We start from the raw sequence: 17725 nt of genomic DNA on the forward strand, positions 1-17725 counted from the left end.
GACCTTCCTGATTTCTTTGGACCAGGTCGCGACCGAGACGATACGGGTGCCCTGGCAAGTCGTCGACGGTAGCGCGACCGGTGCGGTGGACACGTATTCCGGCGGCAGTTACTCCTCCGGCACGGCCTACATCTATGCCGGCCGTTCGCAGGCAGAGGTCAACGTCCGTGTCTTGGGCGACCTCGAGGCGGAGGCGGACGAGTCCGTCGTCATGGAGATCTTCAAGCCGATCAACGCGGACCTCGAGAACGGCGTGATTTCGGAGCAGGCCGTCGGCTGGATCAACGACGACGACGGCACCCTTCGGCCCACCTCGCTCTTCGTAAGCAGCCCGCGCGTCATGGAAGGCGGGCGCGCGGTCTTTGACCTGAAGCTGTCACGTCCTGCAACCGAGACGATCACGATCCCCTTCTCGCTCGACGGAACCGCAGAGGCCGGTTCGGATTACCGGGACATTTTCGGACGCGTCAAATTCCTTGCAGGCCAGGACGAGGCCTCCATCGTCGTGAACGTCAAGAACGACCGCGTGGCCGAGTCGCTCGAGCATATCGACCTGAAGCTCGACCTGCCGAACTCCATCGCGGAAATGACCGGGGGCCAGATCACCATCATCGACGAGGACGATCGTCTCGACGAGCCCTTCGTCCTGATCGCCGGAACTTCTATCGAGGAAAGCGATTCGTCCTATCGGAACATGACCTTCACGGTCATGCTGACGGAACCCAGCTCCGAGACGGTGACCGTCCCGTGGAGCATGTCTCCCGCGCTCGCCGAGGGGACGTCGGATCGCTATTCCGGCGGCTCCTACGATGCCGGAACGCTCTATTTCAGCCCCGGGGAGATGATCGAGCGGATTAACGTCCGGGTCACCGGAGACACGGAGGCCGAAACCGACGAGAGTGTGGTCGTAAAGATCGGCACGCCGAACAACGCGCAGCTTCCGGGCGGGGTGAACTTCGTCGAAGCGACCGGCTGGATCCTCGACGAGGACGGCTCCACGAAGACGCTCGCGATGCAGGTGTCGAACCCGGAGGTCGAGGAGCTCGACTCAGAGAACGTGACGGCGAACTTCATGGTGGAGCTTTCGGCGCCGGCGCCGCGGGACCTGTCGATAAACTGGCGCACGGTTGCAGGTTCGGCCAAGGGCGGCCACGACTTCAAGGCCACGAACGGCACGTTGGAGATCGAGAAGGGCCAGAGCATCGGTTCCATCGGCGTCGAGGTGAAGGGCGACACGGCGACGGAGAGTTCCGAGACGTTCTCGCTGCAATTCTTCCTGCCGCCCGAAATCGCCGCGGCCCGCGGCGGGACGGCCACGATTCTCGACACCGATTTCGGCAAACCCGAGATCGTGTACGGCAACGACGGCGACAACACGCTTCGGGGCAACGACTACATCCAGCGGTTTTTCGGCCGGGACGGGGACGACCGGCTGATCGGCAACGGGGGCGACGACAGGCTTTTGGGCGGCAGCGGTCGGGACGAGCTCGTCGGCGGGACCGGTGCGGACCTCCTCAAGGGTCAGGCCGGGAACGACGTGATGAAGGGTCAGGCCGGCGGCGACGTGATCCGCGGCGGCGGCGGCAAGGACAAGGCCTACGGCGGAGGCGGCAACGATCGTCTTTACGGCAACGGCGGCGACGACCGGCTCGAGGGTCAGGCCGGCAGCGACAACCTCGTCGGCAACAGTGGCGACGACCGCCTGATCGGCGGCGGCGGGAACGACATGCTGAAGGGCGGTCGCGGCCGGGACGTGTTGACCGGAGACCGCGGCAAGGACGTCTTCGTCTTTGACAAGGCGTCGGGCCGCGATGTCGTCACCGACTTCCAGAACGGCAAGGACACATTCGAGATCGAGAACGGTGCGACCCGCTTCCGCGACCTCGACATCTCGCGGGAGGATGGCGACGTCCATATCGAGTTCGCCAACACGACGATCGTGATCGAGGACACGCAGCTGCGCGAGATCGGCGCGACCGACTTCTTCTTCACCTGAAGACGCGGGCGAGCCGGACCCGTCCGGCTCGCCCCTCGGGTCACGCTCAGACCGGCAGCGCGGTCGTGTGGAACACGGTCTTGAGCGCGAAGGAGGATTGCAGCTTGGCCACGCCCGGCAGCCGCGCGAGATGGCGGCGATGGATGAGGGCGAAATCCTCCGAGTCGCGCGCGGCGACCTTCAGCAGATAATCGTAGGCGCCGGTCATCAGGTGGCATTCGAGCACGTCGGGAATGCGCGCCACCGCCGCCTCGAACGCGTCGAGCACCTCGTCGGCCTGCGTTGCGAGGCTGATCTCCACGAAGACGGTGGTCGGCCGCCCGACCGCGCGCGGATTGAGCAGCGCGACCGTCCGCTCGACGATCCCGCACGCCTCCAGGCGTTGCAGGCGGCGGTGACAGGCCGAGGGGCTCAGGTTGAGCCGTTCCGAGAGTTGCCCGGCGGTCAGTCGCGCGTCCTGCTGCACGAGGCGAAGAAGCGCCGCGTCCGTCGCGTCGTAGCCTTGTGCGAGATTTTTGCCTGCCTCGCCCGCTACCATGCGCGACAATCCTGCGTAACTCCGATCCTTGTGCGGGAAGATAACGAGATAATCCCGCGCCGTCGCGGATAAACTTCCCGCGACCAGCCAAAGGGGGATCAGGCATGCTCATCGGGTGCCCGAAAGAAATCAAGCCGCAGGAATTCCGTGTCGGGATGACGCCGTCCGCCGCGCTCGAGGCGATCGCGCACGGCCATTCCGTCGTCGTCGAGACGAAGGCCGGCGCAGGTTCCGGCTTCGAGGACGGCCAGTACGAGGCCGTCGGCGCGAAAATCGTCGATACCGCGGAGGAGGTCTTCGCGACCGCCGACATGATCGTGAAGGTGAAGGAGCCGCAGGCCGTCGAGCGGGCCCGGCTGCGCGAGGGCCAGCTCCTCTTCACCTACCTCCACCTTGCCCCCGACCCGGATCAGACACGCGACCTGATCGCGTCCGGCGCGACCTGCATTGCCTACGAGACGGTCACCGACCGGAATGGCGGCCTGCCCCTGCTCGCGCCGATGTCGGAGGTCGCGGGCCGGCTGGCGCCGCAGGTCGGGGCCTGGACGTTGCAGAAGGCCAATGGCGGTCGCGGCGTCCTGCTCGGCGGCGTGCCGGGCGTCGGGCCGGCGCAGGTCGTGGTGATCGGCGGCGGCGTGGTCGGCACGCATGCGGCGCGGATCGCCGCCGGGATGGGTGCGGACGTGACCGTGCTCGACCGCTCCCTGCCCCGCCTGCGCTATCTCGACGACGCGTTCGGTTCGGTCTTCAAGACGCGCTACGCCAGCGCCGGCAACACCGCCGAGATGGTGATGGCCGCCGACATGGTGATCGGCGCGGTCCTGATCCCCGGCGCGGCGGCGCCGAAACTGGTGAAGCGCGCCGACCTCAAGCACATGAAGACAGGCGCGGCGATCGTCGACGTGGCGATCGACCAGGGCGGCTGTTTCGAGACGTCGCATGCAACCACGCACGAGGACCCGATCTACGAGATCGACGGCGTGATGCATTACTGCGTGGCGAACATGCCGGGCGCGGTGGCGCGGACCTCGACGCTTGCGCTGGGCAACGCGACGCTGCCATTCCTGCTGGCCTTGGCCGACAAGGGCTGGAAACGCGCCTGTGCCGAGGATCCGCATCTGCGCGCCGGGCTCAACGTCCATGCCGGTCAGCTGACCTACGGCGCCGTGGGCGAGGCGCTCGGCCTCGACCATGTCGAGGCGGAGAAGCTGGTCGCCTGACCGGACAGCTTACCGAGGAAACCGCAGGAGCCCACGGGGGCCCCTTTTCACGTGCGCCGCTCAGATCGGGTCGGCGGGGTCGCGTGGGGCGGCCGACCGGGCGGCGAGCTGATCGCGGATGTCGATCAGCACGTCGAGCTCGGACGGCGCGGTGTGCACCTCCGGGGCGACGTCGTCGGGACGCTCGGCTACCGAGCGCAGCCGGTTCACGGCCTTCACCAGCAGGAACACGACGAAGGCGACGATCAGGAAGTTGATCACCGAGGTGATGAAATTCCCGTACATGAACTGCGCCTCGCCCACGCCGAAGCTCAGCCCGCTGAAGTCCAGGCCCCCGACGAAGAGCCCGATCAGCGGGTTGATCAAATCCTCGACCATGGAAGTCACGATGGCGGTGAAGGCCGCCCCGATGATGATCCCGACGGCGAGGTCCATCACGTTGCCCTTGGCAATGAAATCCTTGAATTCCTGTATCACGATGGTCCCTCGTCAGTTTGCGCGCGGCGCGCCTTTCTGCGCCTGGGGCAGAGCTTTCGCCCGCGCCCGGACGTTGTCACCACATTTCCGCGCCCGCATCGAAAGCGGCGGATTGCCGTGGGGCGGGGGCAACGCCGGAATGAAGCGCCGATCCCCGAACGCAGAGGGCCCCGGCATCGCTGCCGGGGCCCTCGCATCTTCGCTCGGAGTTCGCCCTACTCGGCGTCTTCCTTCACGCTCTCCTCGCCGGTCTCCTGGTCGACCATCTTCATGGCCAGCCGGACCTTGCCGCGGTCGTCGAAGCCCAGGAGCTTGACCCAGACCTCCTGGCCTTCCTTGAGCACATCGGAGGGGTGGTTCAGCCGCTTGTTCTCGATCTGGCTGACATGGACGAGCCCGTCGCGCTTGCCGAAGAAGTTCACGAAGGCGCCGAAATCGACGATCTTCACGACCTTGCCCTTGTAGACCTTGCCCTCCTCCGGCTCCGCCACGATCGAATAGATCATGTCGTAGGCCTTCTGGATGGCCTCGCCGTTGGCGGAGGCGATCTTGATCACGCCGTCGTCGTTGATGTCGACCTTGGCGCCGGACGTCTCCACGATCTCGCGGATGACCTTACCGCCCGAACCGATCACTTCCCGGATCTTGTCCGTCGGGATCTGCATCGTCTCGATCCGCGGGGCATGGGCGGAGAATTCCGACCGGCCCTCGGCCAGCGCCTTCGACATCTCGCCCAGGATATGGATACGACCGGTCTTGGCCTGCGCCAGCGCCGTCTCCATGATCTCGGGCGTGATGCCCGCGACCTTGATGTCCATCTGCAGCGAGGTGATGCCGTCCTCGGTGCCCGCGACCTTGAAGTCCATGTCGCCGAGATGGTCTTCGTCGCCCAGGATGTCGGTCAGCACCGCGTAGTCACCGTCCGATTCGAGGACGAGGCCCATGGCCACGCCCGCGACCGGCGCCTTCAGCGGCACGCCCGCATCCATCATCGACAGCGAGGAGCCGCAGACGGTGGCCATCGAGGAGGAGCCGTTCGACTCGGTGATCTCGGAGACCAGACGGATCGTGTAGGGGAAGTCCGTCGCCGACGGCAGGACCGCCTGCAGCGCCCGCCAGGCGAGCTTGCCGTGACCGATCTCGCGCCGGCCCGGAGGCCCGAAGCGCCCGACTTCACCGACCGAATAGGGCGGGAAGTTGTAGTGCAGCAGGAAGTTCGATTTGAAGTTCCCGTGCAGCGCGTCGATGAACTGCTCATCGTCGCCGGTGCCCAGCGTGGTCACCACGAGACCCTGGGTCTCGCCGCGCGTGAACAGCGCCGAGCCGTGGGTCCGGGGCAGCAGGCCGACTTCGGAGACGATGGGGCGCACGGTGTCGAGCGCACGGCCGTCGATCCGCTTGCCGTTCTTCACCACGTCGCCGCGCAGCACCGCGGATTCGAGCTTCTTGAGCGCGGTGCCGAGGTTCGGGTCCTCGAGCTGCGCCTCGGTGAGCTCGGCCTTGATGGCCTCCTTTGCCGCGGAGACGGCCGATGTCCGCTCCTGCTTGTCGGTGATGGCGTAGGCGTCGCGCATGCGCTGCTCGCCCGCGGATTTCACCGCGTCGTAGAGCGCTGAATAGTCCGGCGCCTGGAAGTCGAACGGCTCCTTCGCGGCGTCCTCGGCCAGCGACACGATCAGGTCGATCACCGGCTGCATCTGCTCGTGGCCGAACTTCACGGCCCCCAGCATCTCCGCCTCGGAGAGCTCGTAGGCCTCCGACTCGACCATCATCACGGCGTCCTTCGTGCCCGCGACGACGAGATCGAGACGCTGCTCGGGATCGTTCTTCAGGCCCTGCATGTCGTCGACGGACGGGTTCAAAACGTATTCACCGTCGACGAAGCCCACCCGGGCGCCGGCGATCGGACCCATGAACGGCGCGCCGGAGATCGTCAGCGCGGCGGAGGCGGCGATCATCGCAACGACGTCGGGGTCGTTCTCGAGGTCGTGGCTCAGCACGGTGCAGATGACGAGGACCTCGTTCTTGAAGCCCTCGACGAAGAGCGGCCGGATCGGCCGGTCGATCAGGCGCGAGGTCAGCGTCTCCTTCTCGGTCGGCCGGGCCTCCCGCTTGAAGAAGCCGCCGGGGATCTTGCCCGCGGCGTAGTATTTCTCGTTGTAATGGACCGTCAGGGGAAAGAAGTCCTGCCCCGGCTTCGGCGCCTTGGCATAGGTGACGGCGGCCATGACGGAGGTCTCGCCGTAGGTGGCGACGACGCAGCCGTCGGCCTGACGCGCGATCTTGCCCGTCTCCAGAGTGAGGGTGTCGTGACCCCACTCCATCTCTTTCTTCACGATGTTGAACATGTCGTATCCTGTCTGGAGGCTTACCCGGCCCTCCGGGTCCTCCGTGTGTATGGCGGCCCCATTGCCGCCGATCCCTGTCCTTCGCACGACGCCGGGATCCAGTGCGTCACGTCTCAGATTTGGCGGCCATATCCTGTTTTCCACCCCGAGGTAAAGACATGCAGGGTCCGGTCCGTCCACGGGACCGGTCGATGCCGGTCGCGCGGATGGTCGTGTCGGACCTCGCAGGCATCAGTTCCCGGAACCGGACCGCGCCAGTTCCCGGGCCGACCGGACGGCCTCCGTCATCGTCGAGTTCGGGGTCGTGGTGCATTGGTCGAGCAGAGCGTTGACGACAGGGACCAGTTGCAGGTCTTCGTCGCCCCCCGTGCCGGTCGCTTGCGGCGTGCCGGTCGCGGAGGTCTCCGCGGTCGCGCCAGACCCACTGGAGGTTTCGGACGACGTGATGCCCGCGGAGGGGCTCGCGACGTCGGATGCGGTGGGTCCGTTCATGTCACTGAACTCGGTGCCAATGCCGTCTTCTGCACCCGTTGCCCTCACGCTTGCCGACCCGCCCGAGGCCGCGCCCGGACCGCCCGCATCGTTGCCCGCGAGACGTGGCAGCAGCGCGGCCGCCTGATCCGCCATGCCGAGTTCGAGAAACGTCGCGCAGGTCATGTCGCCGCTTTCGTTCGTGGCGGACAGACCGGAGGGCGAATCGCCGGCTGACGGTGCCGTGCCGGATGTCTGCGCGCTGGCGACACCGAACATGAGGAGGCTCGCGGTGGCGGCTCCGACGAGGGCGCTGGAATATCGCATGACGGTCGGTTCCTTCTTCGGGGCAAGCTCGGTCGCCTATGCAGGCAGCCAACTCGCAAACCGAGCCCGGAAGGTTGCGGTTCCATGAGGTCGGAGGCCTCGCGATGCCTGTCTGCTCCGTTCGCGCGATCAGTTCGACGATCGCGACGCGTTCTGCGCGGATCGGCCGACGCTCTGCATGGCCTCGTCCATCTTTGCCTCGGGATCGCCAGCGCAATATCCGAAGAGACCCGTCACCACCGCGACGAGACGCGTGTCGTTGGTCCTGCCCGGCGCGCCGGAGGACGACGTATCGCCGGATGCCGACCCCGCGGAGCCGTCGATGTGCCGGTGGCACCTATCGCGGCGTCCGCACCCGACGTAGCCCTGTCTCATGCCGTCGTACCGGACGAGCTGTCCGAACCGGCCGAGGCGGGGTCGGTCGGCAGCCTGCCGCGCGGCGAACCGAACATGGAGGAACAGGAGCCGTCCGATGCGCGCGCGGTGTCCATACCGCTGCCCATCGAGCCCATGTCGGTGCTCGCGGTGGAGCCGGTGCCGCTGCCGGCGGACATCGTATCGCTTGACGAGGCGCTCGGGCTGTCCGGTGGAGTTCCGGCCCCACCGGGCTGCATGACCCATTGGAGGTGCCCGACAGACCGGACGACATGTCGACGGAAGGCGGAAAACCGGTCCCGTCAGGGGCGGACCCTTGCCAGTTCTGGAAAGACAGCCCCAATCGCGCCAGCGTACGGTTCTCGACCGACCGTTCCGGACGGGTCAGCTCGCAGCGGATACGGTTTCGGCATCTTCATAGTCGAAAACGTCGGGGCTTGAGACGTTCCCTGCTGCCGACCGAAAGATTGCAAAGGAATGGAAGTCCCTATGCAAAAGGGGGCCGATCGGCCCCCTCCTCGTCCCGTATACAGACGTGACCCGGCTCAGCGGCGGATGCCGAGCCGCTTGATCAGATCCTGGTAGCGGGCCTCGTCGTTCCTGCGGGTGTAGTCCAGCAGCTTCCGGCGCTGCGCGACCATCATCAGGAGACCACGACGGGAGTGGTTGTCCTTCTTGTGGGTCTTGAAGTGCTCGGTCAGCGCGGTGATGCGGCTGGTCAGGATCGCGACCTGGACCTCGGGGGAGCCGGTGTCGCCCTCCTTGGTCGCGAATTCCTTCATCAGGCGGTTCTTCTCTTCGACGGTGATCGACATCGGGGTCTCCTTCGGGTTCGAGGAATGGCGCAAGCCGGGATGTCGTCCAGCAAGGCCCTTGGAGTGAGGCGCGCCCATACGACAGGGGCGGCTCGAAGGGAAGCCCCGATCTCGGCTAGTCCGGTGCAGCCGGCCAGGGGGCGGGCGCGACCCCGTAGCCGATATAGAGCGGATGCTTCGGATGGCCGTGCTTCGAAAGGCCGAACGTCTCGAGCGGCACGTCCGCCGCGCGCAGCAGCCGCTCCACCGCCGCGCCGCGCCCCAGATGCGCACCGTGCGCGCCCCAGGCGCAGACCACCCGGTCCGCCCAGAGCGCGGCCTCGCGGATCGCCGCGTCGTTCGCGGGTCCGCCCACCGGGTCCGGGCAGGCCCGCATGTCCTTCGGATCGGTAGCGCGGAAGGCGAAGATGTTGGTCACGCGGAACGCGCCGTAGCCCAGCGTCCGCGCGCGGCGCTCGCAGCGCTCCACCGTCGGATCGTTGGCGAGCTCGGTCGCGGTCGAGGGGTTCAGCATCACGAAGTTGATCTTCGCGCCGTCCGGGTCCCAGACGCGGACGAGATCGTAGCGGTGCCGCTCGTCGTCGGAATAAGTGGCGACGGAGGCGGCATCGCCCTTGGTGAACTCGCGCGTGATCATGGCTCGCGCGGGATGCCACCAGAGGCGTCGGCGGGCAAGCCTAGCGGACGAAGACCTTGGAGGGATGCAGCTGCCCCGCTCGGTAAGTGCCGATCGCGACCGCCCGCCCGCCGGCGGACGCCCAGCAGGTCTCGCCGTATTCCGCGCCGGTCAGGACCTCGGCGGGGTTGCCGTGCGCCAGACGGGCGGCCGCCATCTCGCTCACCGCCAGTTCCGGCAGGTCGTCGAGCGCCAGTTCCAGCGGCTGCACCAGCGCGAGCAGGTCCGGCGTCCGGGCCAGCGCCTCGATCCGGTCCCAGGCGACCGCCTGGTCCACATGGAACGGCCCGGACCAGACCCGGCGGAGCCAGCCGACATGGCCGAGACAGCCGAGCGCGCGGCCAAGGTCGCGGGCGATACTGCGCACGTAGCCACCCTTGCCGCAGACCATTTCCAGCTCCGCCCCCTCCGCATCCGCGGCGATCACGTCCAGGCGATCCACGAAGAGCGGCCGGGCGACGAGCTCCATCTCGACCCCTTCACGCGCGAGGTCGTAGGCCCGCTCGCCCTCGACCTTCACGGCGGAGACCTGCGGCGGCACCTGCAGGATGTCGCCCCGGAACGCCGCGAGCGCCGCCTCGACCGCCGCCGCATCGGGCCGCAGGTCGGATCGCTCCAGCACCTCGCCCGAGGCGTCGTCGGTGCTCGTCTCCGCGCCCCAGACCACGCGGAAGCGGTAGCATTTCAGCGCATCCGTCACGAGCGGCACGGTCTTCGTCGCCTCGCCCAGCGCCACGGCGAGGACGCCCGTCGCGTCCGGGTCGAGCGTGCCGGCATGGCCCGCCTTCTGCGCCTCGAGCGCCCAGCGGACCTTCCCCACCACCTGCGTCGAGCCGATCCCCGCCGGCTTGTCCACGATCATCCAGCCGTGGACCGGGTTCCCGCGCTTGCGCCGCGCCATCTCAGCGATCCGTCACGGCGAGGATCGGGCCCATCGCGCGGCCGGGATCGGAGCGCCCCTGCGCCGGCACGTGCAGCCGCGAGATCGAGCCGTCGAGATAGAGCGCGTTCGACACGCCCAGAACGTCGCGGAACAGGGTCGCCATCTCGTGGAAGGTCACGACGCCCTCGGAGACGACGAAATGGACGATCCGCCCGTCCGCCGAGGCGCCGACCCCGTTGCGCCGCTTGGCCGAGGGCGATGCAGGCAGGAAGCGCGGATGCAGCGCGCCGTCGATCACCAGCATCGGCCCCGATTGCGTCGCGGACCGGCAATCGGGCCGCTCGGCCGCAAAGGTGCCGGTCTCGATCACGTCGGCACGGTCGTCCCGGACGCAGAACACGCCGTTCGGCAGCATCCCGAAATTGCCCGGCCCCGCCTGCGTCACGAGGCCCGCCACTTCCCGCCCGTCCTCGACATAGAGCCCGACGGGGCGGCGGTCGGGATGGTACATGCCCCCGTTCATCGCGAGCGCCACGGGCCGGTCCATCGCCCGCTCCAGCGCCGCGAAATCGCCGAGCGGCGTCCCGTCCGGGGCGAGGAGGTGGAGCGAGATATCCTGCGTCGCCAGATCGACGGTGCAGACCGTGAAGGCGCGATCGCGATGCGTGACTGTCTCGCAGGCACGCGCCATGCCGACCGTCGCCATCGTCACGGCGAGGCAGAGAAGCGCCAGCCGTATCATTCGTCGTCGTCGCCCGGCGCCTCGACGTCGCGGCGGACGGTCTCGTCGGCGAACATCGCGCGGGTCGCGTCCATCCGGTCGAAGGTCTCGTCGATGCGGAAGCGCAGGTCGGGCGCGAACTTGAGCGTCATGTCCTTCGAGATCGCGCGACGCAGCTCGCCCTTGTTGCGCTTGAGGGCGGCGATGGCCTTCTCCCGGTCGCGCCCGCCCAGCGGCAGGACGAAGGCGGTCGCGATCTTCAGGTCCGGCGTGACCTGCACCTCGCCCACGGTGATCGACATGCCTTCCAGCTCCGGGTCGTGCACGTCGCCGCGCATCAGCACGTCCGACAGCGTGTGCCGGATCAGCTCGCCCACCCGCAGCTGCCGCTGCGACGGGCCGCGGCCCTCCTCGTGTCTGGATCGTGCCATGCCGGCCTCCTGCTCGGAACGGGAGGGATATTTGGCCCGCCTCCGGAGCGCAAGCGTTGCACGGACGGGATCGTTCCACCAAGAGGGGGCGCGAAGACGGAGGGCGAGATGGCGGCACCGGCGATCGTGGTAATGGGCGGCTCGGGCCGCATGGGGCGGATGCTCTGCGACCTGGTGCGGGCCTCGGACGCGATGCGCCTCGCCGGCATCGTCGAGGCGCCGGGCCACGACTGGGCAGGTCGCGATCTCGGCACGGCCATGGGAGGTGCAGAGATCGGCGTGCCGGTGACCGACGATCCGGCCGCGATGGTCGCGGGGGCGGACGCGGTGATCGACTTCACGACGCCCGCCGCCACGGTCGCGATGTCGCGCCTCTGCGCAGAGACCGGCACTGCCCATATCGTCGGGACCACGGGGCTTACCGAGGACGACATCGCCGCCGTCGACGGCGCGGGCGCACACACGGTGGTGGTGCGGGCGGGGAACATGTCGCTCGGCGTCAACCTAATGACGCAGCTCGTCCGGCAGGTGGCGGCGTCACTCGACGCGGATTACGATATCGAGATCGTCGAGGCGCATCACCGCCACAAGGTCGACGCCCCGTCGGGCACGGCGCTGATGCTGGGCGAGGCGGCGGCGGAAGGTCGCGGCGTGACGCTGGGCGATGTCGCCGACCGGGGCCGTGACGGCATCACCGGCGCCCGGGACCGCGGCGATATCGGGTTCGCGGCCATCCGGGGCGGCGACGTGGTGGGCGAGCACGACGTGATCTTCGCCGGCGCGGGCGAGCGGCTGATCCTGCGCCACGTCGCCTCCGATCGTTCGGTCTTCGCGCGCGGCGCGTTGAAGGCTGCGCTCTGGGCACAGGGCCGGGCGCCCGGCGCCTACGACATGCGGGACGTGCTGGGGCTGCGCTGAGCCTCAGAAGTCGATGGCAAGTCCCTTCCGCTCCCAGTCGCCGTAGCGCACCGGCTCCGGTCCGGCCCGGCCGCCGAGCTCGGGAGGCAGCGTCACCTGCCCCGCCTGCCGCGCTTCGGCCTCCGCCAATGCACGCCGGGCCACCTCGGGCAGCGCGGCGCGGCGGGCGTCCTCGGCCTCCGCGGAAAGCGGCGTCAGGTCCACGCCCCGGTCGCGCGGCGTCGTCGGACAGGCCGGCGCGTCGGGCGCGGCTTCGGGCAGGAACGCGGGATCGACGGACATGCGGGTGACCATGGCGGGACTCCTCGTCGGTTGCCGGACGGACCAAACGCATATACGTCGCGGGCGCCTTCCTGCCAAGGATACCTGCGATGACCGCGCCGTCCGACAGCCTTTCCGCCCGCATGGGCGCGCTTCGCCTGATGGCGCATGTCCTGCGCGACGGGCGGATGCTGCGCGACGGGCAGAGCGGGCTGACCGGTCCGGATGCGGCGCGGGCGCTGCGCCTCGCGGGCCTGACGCTGCGCCATATGGGCCGGGCCGACGCGCTGCTGAAGCGCCATGTCGAGCGGCAGCCCGCGGCGCGGGTGCGCGACATCCTGCGGCTGGCACTTGTCGAGATCCACGTGGACGGCGCCGCCCCGCACGGCGCGGTGAACGACGCGGTGGCGATGGCGCGGACCTCGCCGAAGACGACGAAGCAGGCCGGGCTCGTCAACGCCGTCCTGCGCAAGCTTGCGGAGGCACGGGAGGAATGGGCCGCGCTCCCTGCCCCTGCCCTGCCCGCTTGGCTGCGCAAGCCGCTCGCCAGGACCTGGGGCCGCGAGCGGCTCGAGGCGATCGAGGCGGCGCATGTGATCCCCGCGCCGCTCGACCTGACCGCGAAGCCGGGGGCCGTGGTCGACGGGGCCGAGCGGCTGCCCACCGGGTCGTTCCGTCTCGCCGGCGGGCAGGTCTCGACGCTGCCGGGCTACGAGGCGGGCGACTGGTGGGTGCAGGACGCGGCCGCCGCGATGCCCGCGCGGCTCCTGGGCGACGTGGCCGGTCTGCGCGTGCTCGACCTCTGCGCGGCGCCGGGCGGCAAGACGATGCAGCTCGCCGCCGGCGGCGCGGAGGTGACGGCGCTCGACCTTTCGGGCAAACGGCTGACGCGCCTGCGGGAGAACCTTACGCGGACCGGGCTCGCCGCCACGCTCGTCGAGGGCGACGCGCTGGACTGGACCCCGGAGGTGCCCTTCGACGCGGTCCTCCTCGACGCGCCCTGCACCGCGACGGGCACGATCCGTCGCCACCCCGACCTGCCGCATCTGCGCGAGGCGCGCGACGTGGAGACGCTGACCGCGCTGCAATACCGCCTCCTCGACCGGGCGATCGGCTTCGCGCGTCCGGGCGGGCGCGTCGTCTTCTGCACCTGCTCGCTCCTGCCAGTGGAGGGCGAGCACCAGGCGAGCGCCGCGCTGAAGCGGCATGCGGGCCTCGTGGCGGAGGTGCCGGACCCGGTGGCGCTCGGCGTGCCCCCCGAGGCCGCCTCGGCGCACGGGCTGCGCCTGTTGCCGGATCTCTGGTCCGAGCGGGGCGGAATGGACGGCTTCTACATGACACTGCTCCGAACCCCCGGATGACGTTGGCGTGACACGGAGCGCCGCAGGGCCTATTCATTGCCCGAGGTCCGGCCGGCATTCCGTATCGCGGCCGGCGGGGACGGGACGATGAGCGCGCAGGGGATCCGCGAGCGATGGCGGCGCAGGCTCGCCTTGCGCCTGTCCCGCCCGCCGCGCGACCGCGGCATCGCCTGGCACCCCGCCCCGCGCGACAGCGGCATGCCCGGACGCGGGCGCCAGATCGTCGGCGGGCTGTGGCACATGGCCGGACAGGTCGTGGACGCGCCCGACGGAAGCCCCTGGGACATCGTCCCGCCCTCCACCCCGTTCGAGATGCAACTCCACGGGCAGGGCTGGCTCGACGACCTCATGGCGCTCGGGACGGCCGACGCGGCGGTGAAGGCGCAACGCTGGACGCTCGACTGGATGCGGCGGTTCCGCGGCGGGCGCGGGCCGGGCTGGGACGCATCGCTCACCGGACGCCGCCTGCTGCGGCAGATCGACCATGCGCCGATCCTGCTGCCCGGGATGCAGACGCGGGAGCAGGCCGTCTATCTCGACGCGCTCTACGCGCAGGCCACCCATCTGCGGCGGGACTGGGTCGAGGCGCCGGCCGGCCTGCCCCGGATAGAGGCGCTGACCGGGCTACTGTTCGCCGGCCTGTCGCTGCGGGGAATGGCGGCCCTCGTCGGCGAGGCGGCGGTCGCGCTGTCGGAGGCGGCGGACCGCGACATCGGTGCCGATGGCGGCATCGCCGCGCGCAACCCGGAGGCGCTTCTGGAGACGGCGATGCTGATCGGCTGGGCGATCGACGGGTTCCGCGCCCGCTCCGACGTGCCCGTTCCGCTCCGCGCGGCGCAGGACCGGATCGCGCCGACGCTGCGGGCGCTGACCCATGCCGACGGTGGGCTCGCGCGGTTCCACGGGGGCGGGCGGGGCCGGCCCGGACGGCTCGACCGGGTGCTCGCCGCCGTAGCCGCGCCGGATGATCGGGCGGCCCAGGCGATGGGCTTCGCGACGATCTCCCGTGGCGACACGACGCTGGTCGTGGATGCCGCACCGCCGCCGACGGGCGAACATTCCGGCTCGGCCCATGCCTCGACGCTCGCCTTCGAGATGACCTCCGGCCCCGCCCCGCTGATCGTGAATTGCGGACCGGGCGGCGCCCACGGGCCGGACTGGCACCGGGCCGGACGGGCCACCGCGTCGCATTCGACGCTCTCCCTCGACGGCCATTCCTCCGCCCGCGTCGGCGCGCTCATCCCGCTCGGGCGACGTCGCATCGCGCCGCTGGTGCAGATCCCCGGGCGCGTGGATTGCCAGCGGGCCGACACGTCCCGCGCCGCCATCGTGCTGGCGCGCCACGACGGCTACGTGCCGGGCCACGGGCTGACCCATCTGCGCCGGCTCGCCCTCTCGCAGGACGGCCTGACGCTCGAGGGCGAGGACAGCCTGCGCGCCATGGGCGGCGCGGACCGGGCGCGGCTGGACCTGGCGCGAGGGGACGCGCCGGGCGTGGCCTTCGACATCCGCTTCCACCTGCATCCCGACTCCGCCGCGTCCTGCGAGGAGGCGACGTCCGCGGTCACGATCACGCTGCCGACGGGCGAGGTCTGGACGTTCCGCACCGGCTCGGATGCCGAGCTTTCGCTCGCCGCGTCGGTCTATCTGGAACCCGACCGCCTGAAGCCGCGCCCCTCGCTGCAGGTGGTTTTATCCGGCCGCGTGGTGTCCTATGCCGCGACCATCGACTGGACCCTGACGCGGCTGCACGCGGCCGACCCGCCGCACGACGCCGAATCCTGACCTGCCCGAAGGACGCCCCGATGACGACGATCCCCCTGAAACGCGCGCTGATCTCCGTGTCCGACAAGGCGGGGCTGGTGGAACTGGGACAGGCGCTCGCCGCACGCGGCGTTGAACTCGTCTCCACCGGCGGGTCGGCGGCGGCGCTCCGCGCGGAGGGGCTCGACATTCGCGACGTGGCGGACCTGACCGGCTTCCCGGAGATGATGGACGGGCGGGTGAAGACCCTGCACCCGAAGGTGCACGGGGGGCTTCTGGCGCGGCGCGACGACCCCGATCATGCCGCGGCGATGGAGACGCATGGCATCGCGCCGATCGACCTCCTCGTCGTCAATCTCTACCCGTTCGAGGCGACCGTGGCCTCCGGCGCCGACGAAGCCACCTGCATCGAGAACATCGACATCGGCGGGCCGGCGATGATCCGGGCGGGGGCGAAGAATCCGGCCTGGACCTGCGTCGTCACCGACCCGGAGGATTACGGCGCGCTGCTGGCCGAGCTCGACGCCAACGACGGCGGCACGACGCTGGCCTTCCGGCAGCGGCAAGCGGCCGTCGCCTACGGTCGCACCGCCGCCTACGACGCCGCGGTGGCCAGCTGGATGAGCCGGTTCGAGACCGCGCGCGACGCGGCGCCCCGCCGCGTCGCCGCCGCCGCCCGCCTGCGCCAGCCGCTGCGCTACGGCGAGAACCCGCATCAGGCCGCGGCCTTCTACGCCGATGGCGACGACCGGCCCGGCGTGGCCACCGCGACGCAGCATCAAGGCAAGGCGCTCAGCTATAACAACCTTGCCGACACCGATGCCGCGATCGAGCTGGTGGCCGAGTTCGACCGTCCCACCGTGGCGATCATCAAGCACGCCAATCCCTGCGGCGTGGCCACGGGCGAGACGCTGGCCGAGGCCTACGGGCGCGCCTTCGATTGCGACCGCACCTCCGCCTTCGGGGGGATCGTCGCGCTGAACGGCCCGCTCGACGCGGCGACGGCGGAGGCGATCACGGGCATCTTCACCGAGGTCGTCGTCGCCCCCGAGGCCACCGAGGAGGCGCGCGCCGTCTTCGCGGCCAAGAAGAACCTGCGCCTCCTGACGATCGGCGACCTGCCCGACCCCCGCGCACCCCGCCGCGCGATGAAGCAGGTCGCGGGCGGCTGGCTGGTGCAGGACCATGACAACGGGCAGCTCACGCCGTCGGACCTGCGGGTCGTGACCCGGCGCGCGCCGAGCGACGATCAGATGCGCGACCTGCTCTTCGCGTGGCGGGTGGCCAAGCACGTCAAGTCGAACGCCATCGTCTACGCGAAGGACGGGGCGACCGTCGGGATCGGCGCGGGCCAGATGAGCCGGGTGGACTCCTCGCGCATCGCCGCGCGAAAGGCGCAGGACATGACCGAGACGCTGAACCTCGCCCATACGCCGGCGCGCGGCGCGGTGCTGGCCTCCGACGCGTTCTTCCCCTTTCCCGACGGGCTCATGGCCGCGGCCGAGGCCGGGGCGCGCGCGGTCATCCAGCCCGGCGGCTCGGTGCACGACGACGAGGTGATCGCCGCCGCCGACGCCGCGGATCTGGCGATGGTCTTCACCGGCATGCGGCATTTCCGGCACTGATGCGCACGCTCTGGCTCGCCGCGCTCGCCGCCTTCGCCACGGATCAGGCGTCGAAGGTCCTCGTCGTCCACCTGCTCGACCTGAAGTCGCGACTGGTCCTGCCGGTGGTGCCGCCGCTCCTGACCTTCCGCATGGGCTGGAACGAGGGGATCAACTTCGGCATCCTGCACGGTGCCGGGGCGCGATGGCTGCTGGTCGCAGTGGCGGTGCTCGTCACCATCGTCCTCCTCCGCTGGGCACGGACCTTCACGCGGCCGCTGGCGCGCGTATCCGCCGGGCTGGTCATCGGCGGGGCGCTGGCCAACGCGCTCGACCGGGTGATCTACGGCGCGGTGGCGGATTTCCTGAACATGTCCTGCTGCGGAATCGTGAACCCCTATGCCTTCAACCTCGCCGACGTGTTCATCTTCGCCGGGGCGGGGGGGCTCGTCCTCTGGGCCGACGACCGCAAGGCCGAGACCACGTGACGCGGGCCGGGGCTTGGGGTAGGACCGGGGCGACGCCGAGGACAGGAGGGT

18 protein-coding genes are annotated in these 17725 nt (G+C 69.8%); 7 read left to right on the top strand and 11 right to left on the bottom strand.

Annotated features, from left to right (window positions below; all coding sequences use genetic code 11):
* Positions 1–46: 46 nt before the first annotated feature.
* Positions 47–1996: a Calx-beta domain-containing protein gene (locus Q1A87_RS01310; RefSeq protein ID WP_299646247.1), complete on the top strand. Its 1950-nt coding sequence runs from the start codon at positions 47–49 to the stop codon at positions 1994–1996.
* A 46-nt stretch (positions 1997–2042) separates the two neighbouring features.
* Here the strand turns inward: Q1A87_RS01310 and Q1A87_RS01315 are convergent, their stop codons facing one another.
* On the bottom strand, positions 2043–2534 hold the full coding sequence (locus Q1A87_RS01315) for an Lrp/AsnC family transcriptional regulator (protein WP_299646249.1): 492 nt from the start codon (positions 2532–2534) through the stop codon (positions 2043–2045).
* A 104-nt stretch (positions 2535–2638) separates the two neighbouring features.
* Between Q1A87_RS01315 and ald the strand changes: the two genes are divergently transcribed.
* Complete coding sequence (ald, locus tag Q1A87_RS01320) at positions 2639–3754, top strand: alanine dehydrogenase (RefSeq protein WP_299646251.1); 1116 nt, start codon at positions 2639–2641, stop codon at positions 3752–3754.
* A 60-nt stretch (positions 3755–3814) separates the two neighbouring features.
* On the opposite strand, the gene mscL is transcribed toward ald, so the two are convergent.
* From mscL to rbfA, 9 genes are all read right to left on the bottom strand, one after another.
* Entirely contained in the window at positions 3815–4231 is a 417-nt protein-coding gene (gene mscL / locus Q1A87_RS01325) for a large conductance mechanosensitive channel protein MscL (protein ID WP_299646253.1), read from the bottom strand.
* Positions 4232–4446: 215 nt separating this feature from the next.
* On the bottom strand, positions 4447–6579 hold the full coding sequence (gene pnp / locus Q1A87_RS01330) for a polyribonucleotide nucleotidyltransferase (RefSeq protein WP_299646255.1): 2133 nt from the start codon (positions 6577–6579) through the stop codon (positions 4447–4449).
* 231 nt (positions 6580–6810) lie between these two features.
* On the bottom strand, positions 6811–7377 hold the full coding sequence (locus tag Q1A87_RS01335) for a hypothetical protein (RefSeq protein WP_299646257.1): 567 nt from the start codon (positions 7375–7377) through the stop codon (positions 6811–6813).
* A 129-nt stretch (positions 7378–7506) separates the two neighbouring features.
* The gene (locus tag Q1A87_RS01340) at positions 7507–7998 is read right to left on the bottom strand and encodes a hypothetical protein (protein WP_299646259.1); all 492 of its coding nucleotides are present in this window, start codon (positions 7996–7998) and stop codon (positions 7507–7509) included.
* A 299-nt stretch (positions 7999–8297) separates the two neighbouring features.
* Positions 8298–8567: a 30S ribosomal protein S15 gene (rpsO, locus tag Q1A87_RS01345; protein ID WP_299646261.1), complete on the bottom strand. Its 270-nt coding sequence runs from the start codon at positions 8565–8567 to the stop codon at positions 8298–8300.
* 115 nt (positions 8568–8682) lie between these two features.
* Positions 8683–9204, bottom strand: coding sequence for a DUF1643 domain-containing protein (locus tag Q1A87_RS01350; protein WP_299646263.1), 522 nt, complete (start codon positions 9202–9204; stop codon positions 8683–8685).
* A 40-nt stretch (positions 9205–9244) separates the two neighbouring features.
* Positions 9245–10144, bottom strand: a complete 900-nt coding sequence (truB, locus tag Q1A87_RS01355; protein WP_299646265.1) for a tRNA pseudouridine(55) synthase TruB — start codon at positions 10142–10144, stop codon at positions 9245–9247.
* 1 nt (position 10145) lies between these two features.
* A complete protein-coding gene (locus Q1A87_RS01360; protein ID WP_299646267.1) occupies positions 10146–10868 on the bottom strand; it encodes a phosphodiester glycosidase family protein in 723 nt (240 codons plus the stop codon).
* A complete protein-coding gene (gene rbfA / locus Q1A87_RS01365; RefSeq protein ID WP_299646269.1) occupies positions 10865–11278 on the bottom strand; it encodes a 30S ribosome-binding factor RbfA in 414 nt (137 codons plus the stop codon). Before rbfA ends, Q1A87_RS01360 begins: the two co-directional genes overlap by 4 nt.
* A gap of 108 nt (positions 11279–11386) precedes the next feature.
* Between rbfA and dapB the strand changes: the two genes are divergently transcribed.
* Entirely contained in the window at positions 11387–12196 is an 810-nt protein-coding gene (gene dapB / locus Q1A87_RS01370) for a 4-hydroxy-tetrahydrodipicolinate reductase (protein ID WP_299646271.1), read from the top strand.
* A gap of 3 nt (positions 12197–12199) precedes the next feature.
* On the opposite strand, the gene Q1A87_RS01375 is transcribed toward dapB, so the two are convergent.
* On the bottom strand, positions 12200–12490 hold the full coding sequence (locus Q1A87_RS01375) for a DUF1674 domain-containing protein (RefSeq protein ID WP_299646273.1): 291 nt from the start codon (positions 12488–12490) through the stop codon (positions 12200–12202).
* A gap of 77 nt (positions 12491–12567) precedes the next feature.
* Between Q1A87_RS01375 and Q1A87_RS01380 the strand changes: the two genes are divergently transcribed.
* The 4 genes from Q1A87_RS01380 (at position 12568) to lspA (ending at position 17674) form a co-directional block, all read left to right on the top strand.
* Positions 12568–13818, top strand: a complete 1251-nt coding sequence (locus tag Q1A87_RS01380; protein WP_299646275.1) for a transcription antitermination factor NusB — start codon at positions 12568–12570, stop codon at positions 13816–13818.
* A gap of 87 nt (positions 13819–13905) precedes the next feature.
* The gene (locus Q1A87_RS01385) at positions 13906–15603 is read left to right on the top strand and encodes a heparinase II/III family protein (RefSeq protein WP_299646277.1); all 1698 of its coding nucleotides are present in this window, start codon (positions 13906–13908) and stop codon (positions 15601–15603) included.
* A gap of 20 nt (positions 15604–15623) precedes the next feature.
* A complete protein-coding gene (gene purH / locus Q1A87_RS01390; RefSeq protein WP_299646279.1) occupies positions 15624–17207 on the top strand; it encodes a bifunctional phosphoribosylaminoimidazolecarboxamide formyltransferase/IMP cyclohydrolase in 1584 nt (527 codons plus the stop codon).
* A complete protein-coding gene (lspA, locus tag Q1A87_RS01395) occupies positions 17207–17674 on the top strand; it encodes a signal peptidase II (RefSeq protein WP_299646281.1) in 468 nt (155 codons plus the stop codon). The genes purH and lspA overlap by 1 nt, the downstream gene beginning before the upstream one ends.
* The last annotated feature ends 51 nt before the right edge of the window (positions 17675–17725 follow it).

The sequence above is a fragment of the uncultured Jannaschia sp. genome, assembly GCF_947494055.1.
Classification (GTDB): domain Bacteria; phylum Pseudomonadota; class Alphaproteobacteria; order Rhodobacterales; family Rhodobacteraceae; genus Jannaschia.